The sequence below is a fragment of the Blastopirellula marina DSM 3645 genome, from assembly GCF_000153105.1.
Lineage (GTDB): Bacteria > Planctomycetota > Planctomycetia > Pirellulales > Pirellulaceae > Blastopirellula > Blastopirellula marina.
Genome location: NZ_CH672377.1, coordinates 307,331 through 329,411 on the forward strand (window position 1 = coordinate 307,331; position 22,081 = coordinate 329,411).

At 57.5% G+C, this 22,081-nt stretch carries 18 protein-coding genes; 9 read left to right on the forward strand and 9 right to left on the reverse strand.

The genetic code is table 11. From position 1 onward, the window contains the following. Positions 1-105 precede the first annotated feature (105 nt). Positions 106-627 carry a DUF4303 domain-containing protein gene (locus DSM3645_RS20335; RefSeq protein WP_002654437.1) on the forward strand — a complete coding sequence of 174 codons (522 nt, stop codon included), beginning with the start codon at positions 106-108 and terminating at the stop codon, positions 625-627. 76 nt (positions 628-703) lie between these two features. Here the strand turns inward: DSM3645_RS20335 and DSM3645_RS20340 are convergent, their stop codons facing one another. The 3 genes from DSM3645_RS20340 to DSM3645_RS20350 are packed head-to-tail and all read right to left on the reverse strand — an operon-like array spanning position 704 to position 4,327. Next, on the reverse strand, positions 704-2,278 hold the full coding sequence (locus tag DSM3645_RS20340; protein ID WP_002654438.1) for a hypothetical protein: 1,575 nt from the start codon (positions 2,276-2,278) through the stop codon (positions 704-706). Then, positions 2,275-3,267, reverse strand: a complete 993-nt coding sequence (locus tag DSM3645_RS20345; protein ID WP_002654439.1) for a glycosyltransferase family 2 protein — start codon at positions 3,265-3,267, stop codon at positions 2,275-2,277. Before DSM3645_RS20345 ends, DSM3645_RS20340 begins: the two co-directional genes overlap by 4 nt. Before the next feature lie 37 nt (positions 3,268-3,304). Then, positions 3,305-4,327 carry a lysylphosphatidylglycerol synthase transmembrane domain-containing protein gene (locus DSM3645_RS20350; protein ID WP_002654440.1) on the reverse strand — a complete coding sequence of 341 codons (1,023 nt, stop codon included), beginning with the start codon at positions 4,325-4,327 and terminating at the stop codon, positions 3,305-3,307. 167 nt (positions 4,328-4,494) lie between these two features. On the opposite strand from DSM3645_RS20350, the gene DSM3645_RS20355 reads away from it, so the two are divergent. The 3 genes from DSM3645_RS20355 to DSM3645_RS28725 all read left to right on the forward strand — a co-directional run bounded on the left by DSM3645_RS20355 (position 4,495) and on the right by DSM3645_RS28725 (position 9,243). Beyond that, positions 4,495-6,066, forward strand: a complete 1,572-nt coding sequence (locus DSM3645_RS20355) for an AI-2E family transporter (RefSeq protein WP_002654441.1) — start codon at positions 4,495-4,497, stop codon at positions 6,064-6,066. Positions 6,067-6,166: 100 nt separating this feature from the next. After that, a complete protein-coding gene (locus DSM3645_RS20360) occupies positions 6,167-7,678 on the forward strand; it encodes a hypothetical protein (protein WP_002654442.1) in 1,512 nt (503 codons plus the stop codon). Positions 7,679-8,031: 353 nt separating this feature from the next. After that, complete coding sequence (locus tag DSM3645_RS28725; protein WP_002654443.1) at positions 8,032-9,243, forward strand: TlpA family protein disulfide reductase; 1,212 nt, start codon at positions 8,032-8,034, stop codon at positions 9,241-9,243. A 780-nt stretch (positions 9,244-10,023) separates the two neighbouring features. Here DSM3645_RS28725 and miaA read toward each other — a convergent pair. After that, positions 10,024-10,962, reverse strand: coding sequence for a tRNA (adenosine(37)-N6)-dimethylallyltransferase MiaA (miaA, locus tag DSM3645_RS20375; RefSeq protein ID WP_002654445.1), 939 nt, complete (start codon positions 10,960-10,962; stop codon positions 10,024-10,026). A 143-nt stretch (positions 10,963-11,105) separates the two neighbouring features. On the opposite strand from miaA, the gene DSM3645_RS20380 reads away from it, so the two are divergent. Further along, complete coding sequence (locus DSM3645_RS20380) at positions 11,106-11,447, forward strand: phosphoribosyl-ATP diphosphatase (protein WP_002654446.1); 342 nt, start codon at positions 11,106-11,108, stop codon at positions 11,445-11,447. 36 nt (positions 11,448-11,483) lie between these two features. Further along, positions 11,484-12,335 (forward strand): ATP phosphoribosyltransferase, encoded by an 852-nt coding sequence (gene hisG, locus DSM3645_RS20385; RefSeq protein WP_002654447.1) that lies wholly within the window; start codon positions 11,484-11,486, stop codon positions 12,333-12,335. A 78-nt stretch (positions 12,336-12,413) separates the two neighbouring features. On the opposite strand, the gene DSM3645_RS20390 is transcribed toward hisG, so the two are convergent. Next, positions 12,414-14,957: a protein-disulfide reductase DsbD family protein gene (locus DSM3645_RS20390; protein ID WP_002654448.1), complete on the reverse strand. Its 2,544-nt coding sequence runs from the start codon at positions 14,955-14,957 to the stop codon at positions 12,414-12,416. Positions 14,958-15,133: 176 nt separating this feature from the next. After that, a complete protein-coding gene (locus DSM3645_RS20395) occupies positions 15,134-16,168 on the reverse strand; it encodes a phosphotransferase (RefSeq protein WP_002654449.1) in 1,035 nt (344 codons plus the stop codon). A 231-nt stretch (positions 16,169-16,399) separates the two neighbouring features. Here DSM3645_RS20395 and DSM3645_RS20400 point away from each other — a divergent pair, with 231 nt between their 5' ends. From DSM3645_RS20400 to DSM3645_RS20410, 3 genes are all read left to right on the forward strand, one after another. Next, positions 16,400-19,162 (forward strand): zinc-dependent metalloprotease, encoded by a 2,763-nt coding sequence (locus DSM3645_RS20400; protein ID WP_237564899.1) that lies wholly within the window; start codon positions 16,400-16,402, stop codon positions 19,160-19,162. 169 nt (positions 19,163-19,331) lie between these two features. Next, positions 19,332-19,679, forward strand: coding sequence for a P-II family nitrogen regulator (locus DSM3645_RS20405; RefSeq protein ID WP_002654451.1), 348 nt, complete (start codon positions 19,332-19,334; stop codon positions 19,677-19,679). A gap of 6 nt (positions 19,680-19,685) precedes the next feature. Continuing rightward, positions 19,686-20,024 (forward strand): hypothetical protein, encoded by a 339-nt coding sequence (locus tag DSM3645_RS20410; protein ID WP_002654452.1) that lies wholly within the window; start codon positions 19,686-19,688, stop codon positions 20,022-20,024. A gap of 90 nt (positions 20,025-20,114) precedes the next feature. Here the strand turns inward: DSM3645_RS20410 and DSM3645_RS20415 are convergent, their stop codons facing one another. The 3 genes from DSM3645_RS20415 to DSM3645_RS20425 form a co-directional block, all read right to left on the reverse strand. Next, complete coding sequence (locus tag DSM3645_RS20415; protein ID WP_040352884.1) at positions 20,115-21,377, reverse strand: hypothetical protein; 1,263 nt, start codon at positions 21,375-21,377, stop codon at positions 20,115-20,117. A 75-nt stretch (positions 21,378-21,452) separates the two neighbouring features. Continuing rightward, complete coding sequence (gene yacG, locus DSM3645_RS20420; RefSeq protein ID WP_002654454.1) at positions 21,453-21,635, reverse strand: DNA gyrase inhibitor YacG; 183 nt, start codon at positions 21,633-21,635, stop codon at positions 21,453-21,455. 59 nt (positions 21,636-21,694) lie between these two features. Continuing rightward, complete coding sequence (locus tag DSM3645_RS20425) at positions 21,695-22,030, reverse strand: FmdB family zinc ribbon protein (protein WP_040353127.1); 336 nt, start codon at positions 22,028-22,030, stop codon at positions 21,695-21,697. Positions 22,031-22,081: the final 51 nt, after the last annotated feature.

Genomic DNA, 22,081 nt, shown 5'->3' on the forward strand with positions numbered 1-22,081 from the left:
CGGTGCGGCAAGTTGTTTGCTGGTGAAGGAGAAGCAAAGTAGACTGAGGTCCTTCGGCGCTGGTGCAAGAATTCCTCCATTGAATCCCCTGTTAACTACACCCCGATGCAATCAATCGATCCAACGGATGACATCGCACAATGGCGACACGTACTGCATCAGGAGCTCGTTGCTCATCTGAATGAGCTGCGAAACGATCCAACCGTTTGTGGTTTTGCGCTCGAGCTCCCCTCAGACTTCTCCAACGACGGGATTATTTCTCGAATTGCCAAGCGTTCCAACGCCCCGGCGGAGAAAGACAACATTCCCAGCTTGGATGAATGGAAATATGTTCCCAACGGCAAGACGTTTGGCTCCAGTTGTGATGGTCTCGCGGCGATTTACAGCAAGTACGACGAACCACTTGAGGACGAACAGTTCTATGACGAGTTTGGCAATACGCTTTACGAAGCATGCTTAAACGCGATGCAGCAATGCGTCGCCTCATCCGAGTTTGGCGACATTACGATACGCCTACTCACCTTGTCGGATGATGAGCACCCGATTCTTGGCAAGGCCATCGCGTTGCTAAATGATCCGCCATCGCAGGCGATTGCCAACCGACTGCTCATGCAATCAGAACCATAACAAAAACCGCTGCGGTGAAACCCGGATTGTTGAAGCCCGGCGCCGAGCGAACAATCTCAGCTGCATCCGTTCAAAATCACAGCCACCCCAGATACTGCAGATAGCGATAAATCCACGGATGGCTCCAAGGATTGAGCGCCGGGTAGGCCGCCGACGCTGCCGAAATCGCTAGTAAGATCGTCGCCGTCCAGCGCATCCAGCGGCGCTGGGCGCACCAATCCGCGGCCGGTTGCAACATCACCAGCCAGAGCGGGATCAACCAAAACAGCCAGCGGAATCCCGAGCAGACCCCGCCGTAGTTGCGATCTTTCAGCGGGCGAAACGTGTAAAACAAGATGCAGACGATGGTGAGCGTCGCCACCAAGATTGCGACGTCGCGCCAGTGACGATCTTCGCTGCGCAGCAGCATCACGCCGCCGATCACCGACAAGATCCAGATCGGCGTGAGCGAGAAAACGCCGTGATGTCCTAGCAGCATATGAAACGCATAGGTGAGTCGCGACTGTTCGCCCAGATCGACTCCCTTCTTTACGCCTTCGCGCCAATAGGTGTCGGCATAGTCGTACCAGCGATCCCACGAGCGGATCTCGATCCCGTCGTCCACCTTTTGCAGCGCCCAGCGACGATCGACCACCGGATCATCCAGCACCCAGCGATCATCGGCTGCGCGGACTTGCAACTCCGGCGTTTCCGAGAGCGTGATCCCCTGCTCGGCAAATGCCGATCGAACAGCCGTCGGCACTTTCGCGTCGTTCAACTCGCTCGCGGCGTCGCCTGCGGCTTGTGCATCAAGTTGGGCGATCGCCGGTCCATCGCTGCGATGCGCATACGGCGGCTTCCAACTTCCGTGCGCCCAATAGGTGGTTCCAAACGAAGCCGCCGCGATGATCAACGCGCCCGGCACGCCGGCTAACAAGGTTTTGCTGGGCGATTGGATCAGCAGCGCCAAACCCAATATGCCAAACAGTGAAAACGCCGGCAAGTCGTTGGCCGCGGCGAAGGCCGCCATCAAACCGGCGCCAAAAAAGAGCCAGCTCTCGCGGCGCCCATCGATCCAGATCCGCAGCGCAAAGTCGATCGCCAGCATCGCGGCGACCGCAGCGATTAAATGATTGTTCAGCGTAATCGCAAACGTCGTCAAAAATGTGGCAAACGCCGCCGACGCAATCACAAAAATCTTGCCCCAATCGCTGCGCCCGTAACGCTCGACCAGCGAAACTAAAGAGGCGAACATCACCAGCAACAGGCCGACGTTGGTAATTACCAGCATGATCCGCGCGACATAAAACGGATAACTGCCGAGCGACAGCCCCATCACACTTTTCACCACCCAGTACTCACCGGCCAACAGCACCGCTAACAGCGGCGGCTTGCTCGAGTAGTAGTGTCGCTTGCCGTCGGCGCCGACATGATAGACCTTGTCGATCGAGTCCCAGCGACGATCGGCGATCACGTCGTCAATCGCGAACGTCCCATGATCGACCAGCGAACGAATCGTCGTCCAGCGGCTGCGATCATTGGCGCTCATAAAGGGATGTTTGCCATGGTCGGCGCGCATCTGGCCGATGCGACCGATGATTGTGCCGACGCTCACGGCGATCAACAGAGCGTAAATCGCCAAGCGTAATTGTCGGTTTGCGTCGTCGGTCATACGTTTTGGTCAGCGCTCGAATCGTGGTGCTTGAGATAACCGGCGGTCTCCGAGATGGAGTAAGGAGATTGGCCGCGCGAGTTTTGCGCCGTGATCAGTTCCGCCAGCAAACCGACCATCAAAAATTGCGTCCCTAACAACAGCGCCGTAATCACGTAAAAGATCATCGCCGTTTCATGAATGTTGAGCGGGTTTAGTCCCAGCGCCGGAATTCGGGATAAACACCACCAGATCGCCAAGACCGTCATCCCCAATCCGCCGAAGGCGAAAAAGGCGAGCCCGATGCCTCCCAACAAATGCTGCGGACGCTGTCCAAAACCGGTAATAAACTTGACCGTCAGCAGATCGAGAAAGCCTTTGAAGATGCGAAAGAAGCCGTACTTGGATTGGCCGAACTGCCGAGCCCGATGCTGAATGACGATTTCGCCGATCTTCCAACCGCGGGCCGAGGCCAACACCGGCACAAAGCGATGCAGTTCGCCGTACAAGCGAACTTCTTCAAAGATCTCGCGGCGATAGCATTTCATGCCGCAATTGTGATCGTGCAAACGAACGCCGGTCAGCGTGCTGACCATCCAATTAAAGATCCGCGAAGGGAGAACCTTGTGCCAGGGATCGTGCCGTACTTGCTTGTAGCCGCTGACGACGTCAAATCCGTTTTCGATCTGTTCGAGAAAGCGGGGGATCTCGTGCGGGTCATCCTGTAAGTCCGCGTCGAGCGTCATCACCAGTTCGCCGCGGGCGATGCGAAATCCAGCATCCAGCGCCGCCGCTTTGCCAAAATTGCGACGAAAGCGGATCGCTTTCACCTGCGGATCGCTTTCGGCGAGTTCGCGTTCTACTTCCCAAGACGCGTCGGTCGAACCGTCATCGACGAAGATTATCTCCATCAGATAGCCGTTGGCGGCGGCGACCTCGGTCAATTCTCGATGCAACTCACGAAGGCTATCCGCTTCGTTATAGACGGGGATGACGGCGGAAAGACGCAAAACTCTCTCGTTTCGTTTCGAACAGCCTTGGACCGCGTTAGCGGGCGATAGGCGGGGTGGGAACCGAATCGTCGACCGCAGCATCGGCTGCTTTGCGTCGCGAAAAGGCAAAAGGCAAGATATATAGAATAATTGAGATTACGATTTCCGCCACCATCCATGAGACTCGCAGCATCACCGCCGCAACCACCGCGATCGGCCGGCCGAATACCGGAGCGGTCAATTGCATCAGGATCAACTCGCGAATGCCAAATCCCCCCGGCAGCAGCGAGACGAAGCCGGCGATCATCGCCAGACCGACCGCGGCAATCAACAACGGCAGCGCCTCCCAGGGGTTCGCCAAGGTCGATACGGCGCCGGGGATGGCCTGCATCACCGCCAAATAACTAAGCCCCATCAAAGACCACGCGACAAAATAGGCGCCCCAGCCGATCAGCATCAAGCGATAATTGAGCCCTTCCAGATGTTCTTCCAGGCGTGGATTGAGCCGAGTCACGCGTAAAAGCACGACGACCTTGCGAAAAATCGGCGGCAACGTCGGTACAAAAGCGCACAGCCCCAGCACCCCGGCAATCGTGATCAAGATCGCTTGCTCACGAAAGAGTATGGCCAAGATCACGCCAGAATAAGCGGCGCCAACGGCGATCATCGTCAACGTTTCGATAAACACAGCGACGGCCGCGACCGTTTTCTCGACATGCTCTCCCTGCACGAGGCTAGTCCGCAAGACCACCACCATCGCTTTGCCGGGCACGTACTTTCCTAAATGCCCAATAAAGAAGGCCCGCACGGCTCGCCCGTAGGTGGGTCGCTGCCCCAGAGCAAGCAGGACGCAGTACCAATAGGTCGCCATCGGCAGTGAGGCCAGCGCGTAGATGATCCCTGCCGCGACCAGCCAACCCCATTGGATCGACCCAACCGAATCGCCATGGGTGCGCATATCTTGCACGGCGCGCGCGACGTTGTACCAGACCCCTGCGACCACCACGAGAAAGATGACGATCTTCGCCGCGAGCGTGAGCCAGCTTTTCCAGGAACTCTTCGGCGATGACTCAGACAACGGCAAACTCGATTCAGGTAAATCTTAGGTAACATTCGGCATTTATTCTGTGCCGAAATGGATTTTGCGACAAGCGCAGCTGACCGCGAGCGAAATTCCGTCTGTTAGAATGCCTCCGATTCCCGGAATATCCTCCCTTACCATTTTCGACGACGGACCTACTTCGTATGTCTTTGCCAAAAATGTTTTCGTTCTGGGCGCTGCTGGCCATTGTCGGCGTCGCCGCCTTCTTCACCTACCAGGTGATGTCGATTTTCTTGGTGCCGATGTTTCTCGCGGCCATCCTGGTCGTCATCTTTCGGCCGCTTCACGACTGGATTGTCGAGAAATTCAAGGGTCGCAACGCTTTGGCGGCCGGCGCGACAACCCTGATCATCTTGTTGATCGTCCTGGCGCCGTTGATCGGCATCTTCTCGATGGCGATCAAAGAAACAATCGATCTGGTCCGCAGCGATGACCAGCCGAAAGTCGAAGAACGCCTGGACCGTTTGCGCAAACGAATGGGACTGACGATCCCCAATCCCCCGCTCTACCACCAGATCGGCGAAGAGCTGGAAAACCTGATCGAAACTCCGCCCACCGGGCGATCGGCCGACGCTGCGACCTCGCTGATCACGCAACTACGCGAAGATCTGAACGCCTATCGCGCGGATTTAGGCGAAACCGCGATTCAAGAGGTCGAAGCTGCACGCGGATCGGACCTGGAAAATCGGGATCAACTGCTCGCCGACGCTCGGGCGGGGCGCGTCGATCCAATCGCCGACCAACTCGCGGACGCCGCGCCCAACTCGTTGACCAGCGGCGATATCGTCCAGCGCTGGCGGAGCATGTCGGAAGGACTCGACCTGGTAAACGCCGAACTGGGCGAAATCATCGATGCGGTCAAAAAAGAGCAGCTCACCCCCGGCGACTTGATCTTCGCGTCACGGATGGAGGATGTGCAAACCTTGTTTCGCCGGCAAACGGTCGAATACCTGGGAGGCCAACCGCTGGCGATGGCGCGGTTGTACGCCAACCCCGGCGATCGCGAAGCTTCGCGGCTGCAATCGTTGGCGATCGATCGACTCGAAACCATCGTCCTGCCGGTAACCGGCGCGGGAGCTTCGTTCGTAGGCGCATTGATCCTCGGGCTCGGAATCTTGATTTTGAGCTTGTACTACTTCTTTTTTGATGGCCCGGCGCTCATCAGCGCGGCGATGCGGTTATCGCCGCTGGATGACGAATACGAACGTCAGCTGATCGAAGAGTTTAGCCAAGTCAGTCGCGCCGTCGTCTTGGCGACGCTCTTATCGGCGCTCGCTCAGGGTCTGTTGGCCGGAATTGGCTTTTGGTTCTGCGGGCTCGAGTCGGTATTCCTGCTGATGTTTCTGACCATGACGCTGGCGATGGTGCCGTTTTTGGGCGCCGCGTCAGTCTGGGTGCCGGTCAGCGTTTGGCTGATTGTCGCCGAGGAAAGATTAGCAGCAGGCGTAGGCTTGGCTATTTACGGGGTTGCGGTCATTTCGCTTGTCGACAACATCATCAAGCCTTTTGTCTTGCATGGCCAGTCGAAGCTTCACCCGTTGCTGGCGTTGCTATCGGTACTGGGCGGCGTCTCGGCGCTGGGCCCGATCGGAATTCTGGTCGGTCCGATGTTGGTCGCATTTATGCAAGTATTACTGAACATGTTGCGAGGAGAGCTCGTAAAAATGGGCGAAGCGGAGGACGCCAAAGATGCAAACTTGGCGAATTCCTCGTAACGGCCAGGGATTGCTGTCAAATGTCGCTTTCCTGTTTCCGGCATACTAGCTACGATGATGCCGGCATTTTTACGCTCGTGCCGTACGAGGAGATGGAAACGTGTACGCCGCCGCTATTCTAGTTGCTACAGCCGCCGTCGGAATTGATACAGGTTGGCGCCCCGCCAAGGATGACCCGCAGGGCGTTGAATACATCATTCAGATTGAGCCGGAATTATTCCAACGACTTCAAGACGGTAAGACGTCGATCGAAGGCGTTTTACCTCCCGATATGCAAATCGAGAACATCCGCTGTTTTCGCGTGCAAATCGGCGAGGGAGAACTGCCGCGCGAGATGCCTGAAAGGCCCGCCTCGTTCGAAGCTCCGATTGAAGAGAGCGCGACGCTGCGCAAAGTCGAAGCGTTAGAGTTGAACCCTGCGCCCAGCAGCAGCACCGCGTCGACTGCGACGCCTCCGCTGAACGCGCTGGCCGCCGATACGCCGACTCCGCGGTACAATAATACGCTCAGCAGCGGAGTCTCCAACTTTCCGAGCGGAGTCACGACCGGCGGTACGCCGCTGAATCCCAACACGCGCACCGCCAACGCCGCCGACACCAATCCGGCGCTCCGCGGAAGCCCGAGCAATTTCTCGATTCCCGGCGGCAGCACAACCACGCCGGTGGCGCCTTCGTCGTCCAACAATCGTTTCAGCACGACTCCATTGCCGTCCAACAGCAGCACGTCGACCACCTATCAAGGGAGCAGCGGCTATTCGAGCACTCCCACGACCAACCAAGGGAGCGAGTATCCTGCTTACACGTCACCGCCGCTCAATAACAACACCGGCAGCAGCCTGAACAATGGGCAATCTTCGCAAACTGGCGACAGCAATTATCAGCGGTTTGGAGACAACTACGCGAATCCCAATTCCGGCAGCAGCGGGCAATCGGGCAGCGGATTGAACTACAACACCGGCAATGGAAACAGCGGCAGCGGATATTCGTCAAACCTCAATAACGGTTCAAACAATAACGGAACCAACAATGGTTCGTACAACAACGGCGGCCTGACGCCGATCAACAGCACGCCGCAAAACCAGAACTCGCAAAACAACAATAATGGCAACAACAACGGCAACGTGATTCCCCCCTCGAATCAGCAACAGCCCAACCAAAACTACCAACCGCAGCAGCCCAACTATCAGCAACAGCAACCGCCGTATCAACAGCAACCGCCGAACCCCTATGGCCAGCCCAACTATGTGGGCGCTTATCCGCCGGCCAATCCCTATTATCCACCGGCTCCCTATTCGCCGTTTGCCAATCCTTATGCAACCGATCCACGCTTAGCGGCGCTATTAAATCCGCCGGCTCAGCAACAACCCCCCGCTCCGGCGCCCACCACCACGCCGGCAGCATCGCCTTCCCCCAGCGATCGCCCTGCTCGTGACTTGGAAGCGGAAAAGCCAAAGGTCGTCGCCGAACCGGTCGAACGTCCCTACTGGATGCTTGTGATCGTTGCGTTCCTCTCACTCGGCTTTAACATCTATATGGGCTGGATGGTGGTCGACTTTCGCACGAAGTACCGCGACATCCTCGCCGGCTTCCGCGAACTGAAAGCGGCCAACTAGGCCCGGCAAACGGCTCGCTCACGTAAAGACGCCCACCGCGGCGTCTTTTTTCGTTGCTTGGCGCCTCTCTTTATTCACTCTCCTTCTCCGCCCTGGCACTATTTTTTTTGTCGACTTTCTATATCTCTATCCTTGCGCCCCTGTCGCAAAATTAACGCGCAAAAGTCGCGCAGAAATTGCCGTATTCTCATCACTTCGGAAGCAAAACATCCCGTGAAATTGGGACCGGGTTGCTAGAATATCGTTTTCGCTTGGCGCATGAAAAACCGCCGCAATGCACAGAATTCGACGCCGTAGCACTTCCTCATGCCTGCCCCGCTACGTTTCGTTCTACCCTGAATATTGAGGTTTCTATGTCTCTGTTTGCCGTGTCTCTGACGCAAAACCTGCGTGCCTCTCTCTTGGCGGCCGCGATCGCCACGACTCCCCTTGGTCTGTTGGCTCAGCCAGCTTTTGCCGCGGATGCGACGCCTGTCATCGAGACCGAGGAAGCAGTCGATTTCGACCCGACGACCTCGAACGACGTGTCGCTGTTGACCGCACACATCGATACGCTGCGCGGCGAACTGGGTGGAGTGAAAGGAACAAAAGAAGAGCGCCAAGCCGAGTTCGTTAAGTTGATGCGCGAGATGGCGGTCACCTGTCAGAAGATCAAGGATCTGCAGGGAACCGGCGTTTCACTCGCCAAAGCGAACACGTTCAAAATTGTTTCGCTAAAAGAAATCGCTGCCGCGACAGAAACAGACGCGGACAAAGCGGCGTTTGACGCCGCGCTCAACGAAGGGATCAACAGCGGCGCCGCAGATACCGTTCAGATCTCGATCTACATGCTGATTGACGCGCACGTAAAAGCCCCGCGGGCCGGTGGTAAGCTCGATGTCGACAAGATGCTTGCCGACGCGAAAAAGAAAGTCAACTTTGACCAGCCAGGCCTCCCAGGTTTGATCGCGGCGAAAGTCGTCTCCCCCTACGTCATCGCCCGCAATCGCGCGGAAGGCATCACGATGCTCGCCGCCGCGATCGAGTTGAACGCCGCCTCGGAAGATCCCGCGATCTCAAACGCACTTCAAAAGGTCGAGGGTCTGCATCGCCGTTTGACGATCATCGGCAAGCCGTTGGAATTGACCGGAACCATGCTCGACGGCTCCGAACTCGACTGGTCCGCCTATCGCGGCAAGGTCGTGCTCGTCGACTTCTTCGCCACTTGGTGCGGCCCCTGCCGCGCCGAGATGCCGCACGTCCTGGAAATGTACGAGAAGTACAAAGGCGCCGGCTTTGAAGTCCTGGGCATCTCGCTCGACGATTCCCAAGAGAACGCCGAAAGCTACATCGCCGAAATGAAACTCCCCTGGCAAACAATGTTCCCAGTCGAAGAATCACAGCGCGGCTGGCAACACCCGCTGGTCACCTACCTAGGCATCGACGGAATCCCGCAAGCGATCCTCGTTGATCAACAGGGGAACGTCATCGACCTAAACGCCCGCGGCGACAAACTGACGAGCGAACTCAAACGCCTACTCGACGCGGCCCCTACGGCGCCGGCTACCGAGCACGAAAAAACGTAGCGCACGGCTTCAGCCTGCCAAAACGCTAGTCCAACCAAGCTCCCGCGTTTCCATCCCGAAACGCGGGCTTTTTTCTGCGCGGTGCGGTACGATCAATCAAAGCATGTCGCAAACGCAATTTGCTTTGCAGGGCAAGTCCCGACCTAGTGCGTCTGGACGCGCAGGATTTGCCCTGTCAGTCTCCCAATTCATCCGCGTGCCGGTGCAACCGAACCATATAATTGCGTTGCCACGCAATTGCGTGTCGGCGACTGTTGGCAGAACTTGGTGCGTCCAGGCGCACTCTACTTAACTTTGCCGCTTGACAAAGCGCACGAATCCGGGGTCCATTACCCCGAAACCCCCGGACCAACCGCGATCGCTCGGCGGCCAAAAAGGCCGATTCGAGGGTGCTTTGCTGCGCGATGACGATTTTGGGCGGCGATCAACTGAACTGCTAGGCGCGACTTGCGCAGTTGAGTCCAGTCCGGTCCCAGGTTCCGATCCGAAAAAAAAAGTGCAGCGGTCCAGTCCACTCGTCCGCGCAGAAAAAAAACGTTGCGGTCCAGTCCACATTGTGAAACGAGTCACGAAGTTTGAAAATGGATTGTCGAAGGCGAAGGGAAGCGCGAATTCCCAGCGGGACGTTCCTCTTTTGGAATAGCGGCCGCAATTCCCTTGCTGGCGCAGCGGGCAACGAAGAAAAAAAAGTGAAGCGGTCCGGTCCTACCATCGGGTCCGGCCGCATTCCCTTGGCTTGCGCACTCGGGCTACGATGGGTTGGGCTTCCTCGCTTGAACTTTACTGACGAGCGATTTCATCCGCGATCCGCTGCGGGTCCAACGCGCCGGAGAGCGGCGTCATGCGGCATTCGCTCAGGCTGCGAAACCAAGTGCATTGGCGTTTGGCGAATTGGCGCGTGCGGACTTTTACCTTTTCGATAGCGGCGGCGAGCGTCCATTTTCCTTCGAGATGATCGATCACTTCGCGATAGCCGACGGCCTGCAGTGCGGTATCGCTGAGGGGAGCGTGGTGCGCGAGCAGCTTTTCGACTTCGGCGACCAGTCCGTTGGCGAACATTTGGTCGACGCGGCGATTGATGCGCGCGTGCAACTCGGCTCGCGGCCAATCAAGAGCGAAGACGCGGCAATCGGCGGCGGCGCGTCCTTCGTCAAAGTCATTCTGCAAATGGCTGATCGGCTGCCCGGTCACTTTGTAAACTTCCAGCGCTCGGATCATCCGTCGCACATCGTTGGCGTTGATCCGCGCGGCGGAGAGGGGGTCGACTTGTTTCAAACGCTGATGGAGCGCTGCGGCGCCGATCACGGCAACCTCTGCTTCAACGGTCCGGCGAAAATCGAGATCAGGCGCCGGCCCCGACGTGAGCCCGCGAAGGAGCCCTTTCAAATACAACGGCGTCCCGCCGACAAACAACGGCTGTTTACCGCGAGCGCGAATGTCGCGAACCGCGGCGGCGGCCATCTCGAGATAGTTAGCGATGCTCGAATCTTCGCTCGGATCCAGTACATCGATCAGGTGATGCGGGACCAGGGCTCGCTCGGCCGGCGAAGGCTTGGCGGTGCCGATATCCATGCCGCGGAACAGCGCCATCGAGTCGAGCGAGAGGATTTCGGCGTCAATTCGCTGGGCCAATTGCAGCCCGATCGCCGATTTTCCGCCGGCCGTAGGACCGGTCAGATACCAACAATCGAGAAAATCAACCTCTTCAGAAGCGTTCATCAGCAGGGCGACACAGTAAATTTCAAGAAGATTCGGCTGTTCCCAGGCATCGCAGCAGGGCGAGGAATTTCGCAATTGCCCCTTCCCAGCTAGAATAGGAGGCTTTGCCGTCCCGTTCCCCTCGCTAGTAGTGAAGCCGCCCAGTGCCCAACGAATCCCACATTCTCGCTCAATTGATGGCGGTGATCGAGGACCGTAAGGCCAATCCGCCCGAAAAATCGTACACCACCAAGCTATTTGCCGGTGGAGTCGACAAAATCGGCGGCAAGATCATGGAAGAAGCGGCCGAAACGGTCGAAGCGGCCGGCGAACCCGGCGACGAAGGTCGGGCTCACCTGATCTACGAGTCAGGCGATTTGATTTATCACCTGTTTGTGCTGCTCTGTCACCAAGAGATCACGCTGGCCGAAGTTGAACAAGAATTGGCCCGACGATTTGGCGTCTCGGGCATCGATGAAAAAGCGTCGCGCAAAGCCGACCAATAACCGCGGCCGACCGCCCACCCCCGATTGATTCGCGACATGGAAAATCTCCGCATCGGCGTTCCCAGCAAAGGGCGCCTGGCCGAACTGGCCACTGAACTGTTGAAAGACGCCGGTCTCAGCTTCCGTCGCCAAGACCGCAGCCTGTTCGCGCTGGTCAAAGACGCGCCGGTTGAGATCACCTTTTTGCGAACCGACGACATCCCCGTGTTGTGCGCTGAAGGCGCGATCGACATGGGGATCACCGGCAGCGACCTGGTCGCCGAAGCCGGAGTCGATGTCATCGAACGCTTAGCGCTCGGTGTCGGCGGGTGTCGCTTGGCGGTTTGCGTGCCGGACGACAGCAAAATTCAATCCGCCGCCGACTTGAACGGCGCTCGGATCGCGACCAGCTTTCCGCACGTGACCGAAACCTACCTGGCCGAGCATGGCGCCAAAGCGCACATGGTCACCCTGTCAGGCAGCGTCGAAGTGATGATCTCGCTCGGCGTCGCCGACGCAATCGTCGACCTGGTCGAAACCGGCAGCACGTTGGCCGCCAACCGCTTGCGGATCTTTGACGAGATCGGCCGCTACGAAACGATCCTGATCCAAAACAAAGAGCCGCGTCAGCAAGAAATGGCCGACCGCGTGGTCCGCCGGTTGGAAGGGGTCGTGATCGCACGCAGCTATTCGCTGCTCGAGTACAACATTCCCCGCACCAAACTGGCCGAAGCCGAGAAGATCACGCCGGGCTTCAATTCGCCCACCGTCAACGCACTGGAAGATCCCGGCTGGTGCGCCGTCCGCGTGATGGTCCGCCGCAAAGAAGTGATTCCGGCGATGGAGCGACTGGAAGTGATCGGCGCGTCGGCGATTTTGGAAACGCAAATTGCGAATTGCCGTCTGTAACGTTCTAATCCCCACCGCGCATAAAAAAGCGAGACGCGTAAGCGCGTCTCGCTGATGGTTCTAGTTTGAATGCTGCGGTTAGTGCGGAACCATCGCCGTCTTCGCGGCGGCGGAATCCGAGACCCTTTCATCACCGACCGAAGGCCCGGCGTCATTCAGGATGCCGATGACGCCTTGCTTGCTGACGACGTCACTGAGCACATAGACTTCGCCGGGGCGATTCGCCGGGAAGACGGCGAACATCGGAATCGAGTTGTAACCCATTCCGTTCAGCAGCGCCTTGAGCGGCGGATCTTCGTTCGTATAGTCGATGATCTTCGGCACGATGCTGTTTTGTTTCACCACTTCGGCGACCTCTTGCGTATCAATCACCCGCGCGAAGTTGTACTTGCAGTTCGGACACCAGGTCGCGGTAAAGTCGACCATTACGGTTTGCCCTGACTTTTGCAGGGATAACAGGTCTTGCTCGATCGTCGCATACTCGGACTCTGCGACATACTGCCAAGGGATCTGCGTCTCACCTTTGACCAGCAGCGAGAACGAACCGTACGCGCCGACGATCGCCACCGCAAGCGCTGCGCCCCAGTATTTCATCGACGTGCCAAATTCTGATCCCGGCGGAGTCAGTTGCAAGATCCAACAGCCGATTCCCAAAAAGACCAGCAGCGCCAGTGTCGGCAACAAGTAGTCTTTATCGACGACCGTCAACAGATAGACCACGGTCCCTAACAGGACAAAGCCCATCAGGTTTTTGAACGTTTCCATCCAAGCGCCCGGCTTCGGCAAAAAGCGAATCAGCGACGGGAATGCGGCGACCACCAAATAAGGAGACGCCATGCCGAGCCCGATGCAAGTGAAGACCAGGAACGTAACGTACGGCTCGCTCGCCAACGTGAAACCAAACACCGGGCCTAGGAAGGGTCCGCTACAAGGAGTCGCCAAAAGCGTGGTGAAAATACCTTTGAAGAACGCGCCGCTGTAGCCTTCTTTGGAGGTCAATTCGCCGGCGGTCGAGCCGCCGATAAAACCGGGGATCTGCAATTCCCAGACCCCCAAAAAGCTCAGCGCCATGACAAAGACCAGGCTGAGCAACGGAATTGAGAACCAAGGATTGCCAAATTGCGAACCCCAACCTTGCGCCGAGCTATCGCCGGCGGCCGATTCGGCAAAGACGTGAGCGCCGATCGCCAACACGGCGAGCGCCCAAAAAACCGAGAGCAAGCCGAGCGTATAGACGGCGTTCAAGCCGAGCACACGCGTGCGATGCTCGCCTCCTTGATGAGCGAAGGCCATGATCTTCAGCCCCACCACCGGCAGCACGCACGGCATGAAGTTCAGCAAGCCGCCGCCGACCAGCGCCAACAGCATCGCCATATAAAGGCTCGTGATCTTTTCCGAGTTCACCACTTGCCAGGTCGTTGAGCCGCCGATCGCCGCCGCTTCGCCAGGCTGCGGCGCTTCGATCGCCGTTTCGACCTCTTCTCCGGCCGCTGCGTCGGCGGCCGCACTATAGGGCGCTTCGCTTAACGCGAGCGGAACGGTATCAAGATCGGTCGCGGCGCCGACTTTCACCAACGCTTCAAACTTGATTCCCGCTGGTCGATCGCACGTTGCGTCGGTGCAGGTTTGATAACCCAAGAATCCCACAATCGGATGCTCGCCGAGAGCGGCGTCTTTGGGAACCGTGATCTCGAACGACCAGGTCGTGTTGCCGTGATGATATTTCAGCGGCGCTTCGCCTTCGATAAATTCCTTTTCGATGACCGGGTTTTCGGTCGTCGGCGGCGACATCTTCCACGGCGTCGCTGTCGCCAAGCCCATGACGGTCGGTTTGTAGATCAACGGATCGACGGTGTCATACGCATAGACGTGATAACCGTCGGTCACTTCGACAGTCAACTCGACCCGGACTTTTCCGCCGGGCTCGACAACTTTGGGGGTGATGTTTCCGCGGATAATCGAATGCCCGCCCACTGTTTTGAAATCGCCGACCTTGCCCATGATCTGATGCGTCATGGGTGGAGCAGCGGCGTCGCTGGGCGCCAACATGTTGGTCGGCTTAAAGTCAGCGGGAACCTCGATCTTGGCGTCGCCAGCGTACTTGGCTTGCAATTCTCTTCGCTGCGGCACGCATGTTCCGGCGTCGGAGCAAGTTTGCCCCGAGTATTTGATCGCGAGGGTCAGCGTCTTGGGATCGACGCCTTGCGGCCAGACGAACGGCGCCTTCCAAGTGACCGAGTGATAATGTTTCTCTTGCGGCACCGGCATGATGTCGTCAGGCGGAACCACTTTGGGCTTTTGATTGGTGACAAACTTTCCAGCGACGATGTTGGCCGGCGTCGTCAACTTCGACGGCAGCGGCCCGCCGGGCTTTTGCGTGATCGAATAGAGATACCAACCGTCGTCGACTTTGGCGGTCACTTCGATCTGGCCAATCTGTTTCTCGGGATCGACGACAAACTTGCCGGTCACCTGCAGGTTGGGATCGTTGGCGGCCAGGCCATTGTCGAGTCCTTCCAATCCGGCGAACGGATCAAAGCCCTGCGCCTGCACGCTGGCGGTGAGCGCCAACAACAGGAGCGAAACGTAACTCGACAAACGCAATACAAGCTTCGAAGTCATGCGTGAATCAAACTCGAAGGGAGTGAATGGAAGGCTGGACAGTTTTCAAGCAGCAGGCGAATGCATCGCGCTGGCGCAGCGCGTTCACCCATATTCTATCCTTCATCGTTTCAATTGCTCCACCAGGAGTCAGTGAAACAAACGACACTTCATTTGCTAGCTGCAGCGAAGTCTCTCTATTTCAATAGAAACTGCAGTCGGCGTAAAGAGATATCTAGTCGAGAAAGAACGGCCGCCGGATCGGGAAATTGCCGACGCTCGAGCGCAATCCACTCAATCCACTGCAGCCCTGTCAGCAGCACCGCCGAGCGATCGAATACGGCAATCGCCCGTCGTTCTGCGGCAGATAGAGGACGCAGCCGCTCATATCGGGCGAGAAAATCATCCCAACGATTGCGGTCATCCTCAAACAACGATCCGCACAGGCGGGCCAAATCACCGGCTCGCGATTCGATCCGAACGGCGCCAAAATCAAGGACGCCGCTCACCAAAGCGCCTGTCAGAAAAATATGTTCTCTATGGATATCACGGAGACACGCATGGAGCGGAAGCGGAGTCGACACGATCGCTTGCAGCTCGTCTCCAATCGTGTTCGCTGCGTACGCGAACGATTGCAGCATCTGCTGCGCGATTGCGGCAAACTCGGGCCAGCCAAGTCGCTGGATCGCGTCTTGCAACATCGTCCGATCCATTGTCCGCCAGCGCTGCAGCATCGTCAAACGTTGCCGCAGTCCTGGGGAGGGTTCTAACGACGATTCATGCTGAGCGGCCGCTTGATGGATCGCCGCGATTGCGGCGGCGACGGCGTCTCGCTGCTGGGGCGAGATCGTATCTCCCTCTAACGCCGCGCCCGGCATCCACTCGGCCAATTCCCAGAACCCCAATGCATTTTCGGTGAACGATTCCCCCTCTGCCGTCGTATAGAGTTCAGGAATGAACTTTAGATTCGACTCGCGCCACAGACGTTGTAGAGAGTGGACATACCGTAAGCGAGCAGAGGTTGTTTCTGCAGGCCACCGACGGAGCGCATAAAGCCGGCGATCGCACTCGATTCGCCAAATTGCGCCCCCGCTCAAGCCGCCGGCTGAACCAAGCGAAGTGATTTGACACGGCTGTCGCTGTAGTTCGGGAAACCGCGGAAGTAGGTCGGACGAGTCGGCAATCTTGCCGGTTTTTGACCAATTCTGCGATCGGTCGGGGTTGTCAAACATGGCGCTACCGAAAAAATTCCTCTAGACGTTCTAATTCCCCTGCGCGGAATTATGCACAATTTTTGCAATGAGACTGCCAGAAAACTTTTCCTAAATCCGCTCATGTGAGAAAATGGGGTATATTTTAGGACCCTAGCAATCCTCATGCGGCGGACACGCCTCCTCGCTTCGCCTCTAGTCGCTTCGTCTGCCCCCAAACATTTAGCTCCCCCGCATTAAGAGAAGATGATAATGAAACTGTCGACCCTGTTGCGGTCAACTCTAGCGGTTATGGTTGCCGCTGGGCTGACGTCCGTTCTATGTCCGCCGTCGGCATTCGCCGATGATGCGGCCGCCGCGAAAGACGCGTCAGCCGACACCGCCAAACCGAATGAGAACGCCGACAAAGTCATGGCGACCACCGGCGGTTCTTCCAGTGACAGCAAAGATGGGGGAAGTTCGGCTAGCCAGCCCGATCATGCCCGCATTTTGAAAGACTTCAAAAAGGTCGACGGCTTGATTCCCATGTATCACAAGGGGAATCGCCTGTATCTGGAACTTTCGTCGCAACACTATAGCGGCGAGTATATCGTGCTGATCTCGATCAGCCGCGGCATCGGTCAATACCCGATCTACGGCGGTTTCAGTTGGGGCTTTGGCGACGATTGGGTTTGGAAGTTCCGCAAGATCGACGACAACGTCCATATCGTGCGTAAGAACGTCCGCTTCAAGGCCGACAGCAACAAGCCGGAAGCTCGCGCCGTCCAACACGCCTACGGCGACAGCGTCTTATTCAGCCTGGCGGCAGACAAAAAAGGGCCCAACGGCGGCGACCTGATCGACGTTACGCCGGTCTTCATGAGCGACTTGCCGCAGATCTCGGACGTGTTGCCGGGCGCTTCGTTCTCTCCCAGCAAGTCGGTCTTCAGCGAAGTCAAAGGCTTCGCCAAGAACATCGAGTTGGAAGTCGCAGCAACCTACGCGACCAGCGGACGGATGAACATTGATTCGGTCCCGGACAGCCGCGGCGTGGGGATCGACATTCACTATTCGATCAGCAAGATTCCTTCCAACGGCTATAAGCCGCGTTTGGCGGATGATCGCGTTGGTTACTTTTTGACCGTGGTGAAAAACTTCTCGCAGTCAAAAGACGATCAATTCGTTCGCTACATCAATCGCTGGGATCTGAAGAAGGCGGAACCGAGCGAAAAGATGTCGGAACCGGCCGAGCCGATCCTCTTCCACCTGGAAAACACCGTTCCCTACAAGTACCGCAAGCCGATCCGTGACGGCATTCTCGAATGGAACAAAGCCTTCGAGAAAGCTGGCTACATCGACGCGGTTCGCGTTCGCCAACAAGAAGACGACGATACGTGGGATCCGGAAGACGTGAACTACAACACGTTCCGCTGGATCACCTCAGACGCCGGCTTTGCGATGGGTCCGTCGCGCACCAACCCCTACAACGGGCAGATCCTCGACGCCGACATCATCTTCGACGCTTCGTTCCTCAACTCGTGGCAACAAACGTTTGAAGACATCAACCCGCAAGGCATCGCCGCGCTAACCGGCGGTTGGCCCGAACGTCAGGCCGAAATTGACAAGCTGACCAGCGTGATTCCGGGACGAGTTCCCAGCGCCGCGCCTAGCTCGGCTTGTATGCTCGGCAAAGGCATGTCCAGCCAGATGGCCTTCGCGAATCTGATCGCCGCCGAAGGCGCCGCCGCCGCGGAAGATCGAGAAGAAGTTCGCGAAAAGCTTTTCATGCAAGGCTTGAAAGAAGTCGCGATGCACGAAGTGGGACACACCCTCGGCTTGCGTCACAACTTCAAAGCGAGCAAATTCCGTTCGCTGGAAGAGATGAACGACCTCAAAGACTCGACCGACGGCATGGTGTCGAGCGTGATGGATTATGTTCCGGCCAACATCTCGCCCAAGGATGAGAAGCAAGGCGATTACTTCCCGCAAACGATCGGCAAGTACGATGTCTGGGCGATCCAGTACGGCTATACCCCGTACTCCGGCGGCACCGATGGCGAGAAAAAAGAACTCGACAAGCTGGCGACTCGCAGCGGCGAGCCGGGTTTGACCTTCTCGACCGACGAAGATACGACCAGCAGCGCTCCTGATCCGGACTCGAACCGTTTCGACTTCGGGGAAGACGCCGTCAAATTCGCCGAACGTCAGGCGAAAGTGGTTCAAGAAGCGATGGATGACCTGGTTAATCGCGTTGTGAAAGATGGCGACGATTACTCAAAAGCTCGTCGTGCATTCAACGTGCTGCTCAGCACGCACGGTCAGGCCATGTTCTTCGTTTCTCGCTATGTCGGCGGTATTCACACCAGCCGCAGCCATAAGGGAGACAAAGACGCACAGCCCCCGATGAAAGCGGTCGATATCGAAAAACAACGCGCCGCTTTAACTTTGCTCGAAGAGCAGGTCTTCAGCGACACGCCGTACGAAGTCGATCCCGCGATCTACAACCAGTTGGCCCCGTCGCACTGGGATCACTGGGGATCGTCGATGACTTCGCGTCCGGACTTCCCGATTCACGGCTATATCGAGATGTGGCAAGATCGCGTCTTGTCGCAATTGCTCTCGTCCGGCACTCTGACCCGAATGCACGATTCGGAATTGAAAGTCGCCGAAGACGAGGAAGCGATGACGACGGCCGAATTGATCGAGCGTCTCACGAAAGCCGTTTACAGCGAGTTAGACGATCTCAAGAAGGGGGACGAAAAGTTCACCAACAGCGATCCAGCGATTAGCAGCTTGCGTCGCGGATTGCAGCGGAACTATCTCCGTCGCCTGTCAAACATCGCTTTGGGTGACACGTACGCCCCGGACGATTGTCAGACGATCGCCTACGCTCAGCTGATCGACCTGTCGAAGAAGATCGACTCGACCTTGAAGAAGAAGGTCAAACTCGATTCCTACTCGCAGGCTCACCTGCTGGAAACCAAGGCCCGCATCAACAAGGTCCTCGATTCCCAGCTGATCTTCGCCTCGCCGTAGGTCCGATGAAAAAAACGAAAACCCAAAAGCCCTCTCCCACCCGGAGAGGGCTTTTTTATGCGCCCCCCCCGCTTCCCGCTTTAGCGCCAGTCGCCGATCCTCCCACGATCGGCTATCCTAAACGGCAGTAGAAATTCACGCCGTGCGTGCCGCCGCAGGAGATCTTTCGATGAAGTTGATCATCGCTCTCATTCAACCGACCAAACTCGATTCGCTGCGCGATGCGCTGAAAGAGATTTCGGTCGAGCGTTTCACTGTTACCGACGCCGAAGGTTATGGGCGCCAACGGGGACACTCGGCGACATTTCGCGGCGTCGAATATCAAACGACGCTGCTGCGCAAGATCTCGATTGAGCTGATCGTGAACGACGACTTTGTGGAAAAAGCGCTGGCGACCATCGAAAGCGTCGCCCGCACCGGGCAAGAAGGCTGTATCGGCGACGGCAAGATCTTCGTTCTGCCGGTCGAGCAAACCATTCAAATCGGAGGGGCCGCCCGCGGACCCGCGGCCGTATAACGCAACATGAAGATTGTCTATCTAACGCGCGACCTGATGTTTCCTAGCCGAGCGCAACAAGCGGCTCGCACCGGCGGGGTCACTCTTCAAGTGGTCGGATCGCCGGAGCAATGCACGGAAGCAATCGATGACGAAACGGAACGCGTCGTCGTCGATCTTTCGTCAACCGGCGCTCCGCTAGCCGACCTGGCCGTCGCGTTGAAGGCGAAGAAACCGGAGCTAGAGCTAATCGCCTACGGTCCGCACGTCCAAAGCGACCGACTCGCCGCCGCCAAAGCCGCCGGCTTCCGCACGATGACCAATGGCCAAGTGCACAGCGGAATGAAAATGGTCTTTGGAGAATGATCGAAGAAAAGCCGAAAGCGGCAGGAAACCGCGCGATGAACCAACCGCACTTCCTGGCTCGCGTCTCAGACTACGATTTTCCGCTTTTCTTCACGCTTCTGGCGGCGGAGTCGTCTCAATGTTCCCTGGTTCGTCTGTGCCGTTCGCCGCATCCGCTGCGAACGCCGGGGGTGGGAAACGAACCTCTCCTTCGAGCGTCACCTCATCTAGTTCGGCCTGATCGACGTCGTACCGTAGCAGCAGGTAGATCGCCGTCGCCGCGATGAAGAAAAAGCCGTAGACGTAGCCATCCAGGATTCGGGCGATCAAACCGCGCCAAAAGTGAATGATCTGAGCGCCTTGAGCGGGCTCGGCCATCTCGACCGGTACGCCGACGCCGGGCGCGATTTGTCGAAAAGCCCGGATTGGCGCGTCGGCGGCGGCGATTTGCAAATCGCCCAGCCGTTCTCCTCCGGCTCCAATCGCGAAGGCCCAGTCGGTCATCCCCAGAGAGACGACCACGATCAAGGACGCGACAAACAACCCCAACGAGCCGACTGCCAGCGACACGGCGCCGTAGAACGCGAAGTGGAGCGGACGCTGCGTGACGTAGGCATACGAGCGGCTAAGCGCATCGAACGCGTCCGAAGCTTCGGTCGCGATAGCGCCCCACATCAGAGGCCAGCCAAACAACAGGGGAATCAAGAGCGCAGCGGTCATCACGCCGAATATGGCGGCGATAAAGTAAAGAACGCCTGCAATCAAAAGCCCGACGTCACCGAAGTAAGCGATTAATCCCAGCAACATCGCCGGAATCGCGAACGCCAACACGCCGAGCATCGGAAATAGCGGGGCCGTAAAGAACGACAGAAATCGAGAGAGCGAAAATAGCAGGGCGCTTTTGAGGCCGCAGCGCTCTTCGCGCGTCAGCGATAACGCGGTGATCCTGGCGATCGCTCCACCAAAGATCGACCAAACGGCAGTCGCCCACAACGCGCACAAGGCGCGATAAGCCATGCTCCGGATTGAATTGTCGACCGAGAAAAATAGGCGATAAGGCCGCGTCGCATGAACCCAGACTTCCTGGATCGGATCCAAGATCATCAGGACGCTCCCCAATTTCCCCTCGGCCGCCTGTTCCATCACGCGCTGCGCCATGACGGGGGAGTGCAGCACTTCACCCAAAGGGCGTTCTGCTGGCTGCAAAAAGAGCTGCCCTGCGCCCCACCAGCCGAGATCGACCAGAATAACGCCGGCGATCGCCAACAGCAGCACGCGCAGCTGGAACGAGAGGCCAAAGGTGCGAAACAGCAATATCCAAGGGAAGACATCGCGCCAGGAAACGGAGCGGAGCACTTCACGGTCGTCAGTCATTCGAGATCTCCTCACGCGTCGGGGGTGTGACCGAGCGTGGGGGCATTATAGGACCGACGCGCCGTGGTTAAAACGTCACTCGTCGTCCTCATCCGGAATTTCTCCCGAGAGTTGGCCAAATCGCTTCTCGATGTCCATCGGCATCGAGTGACCTTCGTTGAGCCAAACGCCTAAATCAATCTGTCGACACCGTTCACAGCAGAATGGCATCGCCTTGGTGACGGCGTTAAACTCTTTTTCGCAAGTAGGACATCGCATAACGTTTATTGTAGAGCGAAATTGCGGTGCGTGCCACGCCAAGCCAGGCGAGTCGGCTGCTAGTCGGACGACTTTTTCGATCCCTTGGATCCGCCAGAGCTTTTCGGCTTCGACTCGCTTTTGGACGAGCTCTTCGATTCGCTGGAGGAGGAACCGCCGCTGGACGACGAACTGCTGCTCGAATCGCTGCTCGCGCTCTTCTTGTACGAATCGCTGCGGTAATCGGTGATATAGAAGCCGGAACCTTTGAAGATCAGTCCCCCGCCGGTGCTGAACAACCGTCGCAGCTTCTTCTTTTTGCACTTCGGGCACTTGGTCAACACGTCATCGCTGAGGTTCTGGAATTCCTCAAACTGATGTTGGCAAGCGTCACACTCGTATTCGTATGTCGGCATCGTCGCATCCGGAAACGTGACTGTTTCCGCCTTGGGAAATAGCGATAGTTT

Coding starts and splice junctions, on each gene's coding strand:
- DSM3645_RS20335 (WP_002654437.1), top strand. CDS start 106: ATGCAATCAATCGATCCAACGGATGACATCGCACAATGGCGACACGTA.
- DSM3645_RS20340 (WP_002654438.1), bottom strand. CDS start 2,278: ATGACCGACGACGCAAACCGACAATTACGCTTGGCGATTTACGCTCTG.
- DSM3645_RS20355 (WP_002654441.1), top strand. CDS start 4,495: ATGTCTTTGCCAAAAATGTTTTCGTTCTGGGCGCTGCTGGCCATTGTC.
- DSM3645_RS28725 (WP_002654443.1), top strand. CDS start 8,032: ATGTCTCTGTTTGCCGTGTCTCTGACGCAAAACCTGCGTGCCTCTCTC.
- miaA (WP_002654445.1), bottom strand. CDS start 10,962: ATGAACGCTTCTGAAGAGGTTGATTTTCTCGATTGTTGGTATCTGACC.
- hisG (WP_002654447.1), top strand. CDS start 11,484: ATGGAAAATCTCCGCATCGGCGTTCCCAGCAAAGGGCGCCTGGCCGAA.
- DSM3645_RS20390 (WP_002654448.1), bottom strand. CDS start 14,957: ATGACTTCGAAGCTTGTATTGCGTTTGTCGAGTTACGTTTCGCTCCTG.
- DSM3645_RS20395 (WP_002654449.1), bottom strand. CDS start 16,168: ATGTTTGACAACCCCGACCGATCGCAGAATTGGTCAAAAACCGGCAAG.
- DSM3645_RS20400 (WP_237564899.1), top strand. CDS start 16,400: ATGAAACTGTCGACCCTGTTGCGGTCAACTCTAGCGGTTATGGTTGCC.
- DSM3645_RS20405 (WP_002654451.1), top strand. CDS start 19,332: ATGAAGTTGATCATCGCTCTCATTCAACCGACCAAACTCGATTCGCTG.
- DSM3645_RS20410 (WP_002654452.1), top strand. CDS start 19,686: ATGAAGATTGTCTATCTAACGCGCGACCTGATGTTTCCTAGCCGAGCG.
- DSM3645_RS20415 (WP_040352884.1), bottom strand. CDS start 21,377: ATGACTGACGACCGTGAAGTGCTCCGCTCCGTTTCCTGGCGCGATGTC.
- yacG (WP_002654454.1), bottom strand. CDS start 21,635: ATGCGATGTCCTACTTGCGAAAAAGAGTTTAACGCCGTCACCAAGGCG.
- DSM3645_RS20425 (WP_040353127.1), bottom strand. CDS start 22,030: ATGCCGACATACGAATACGAGTGTGACGCTTGCCAACATCAGTTTGAG.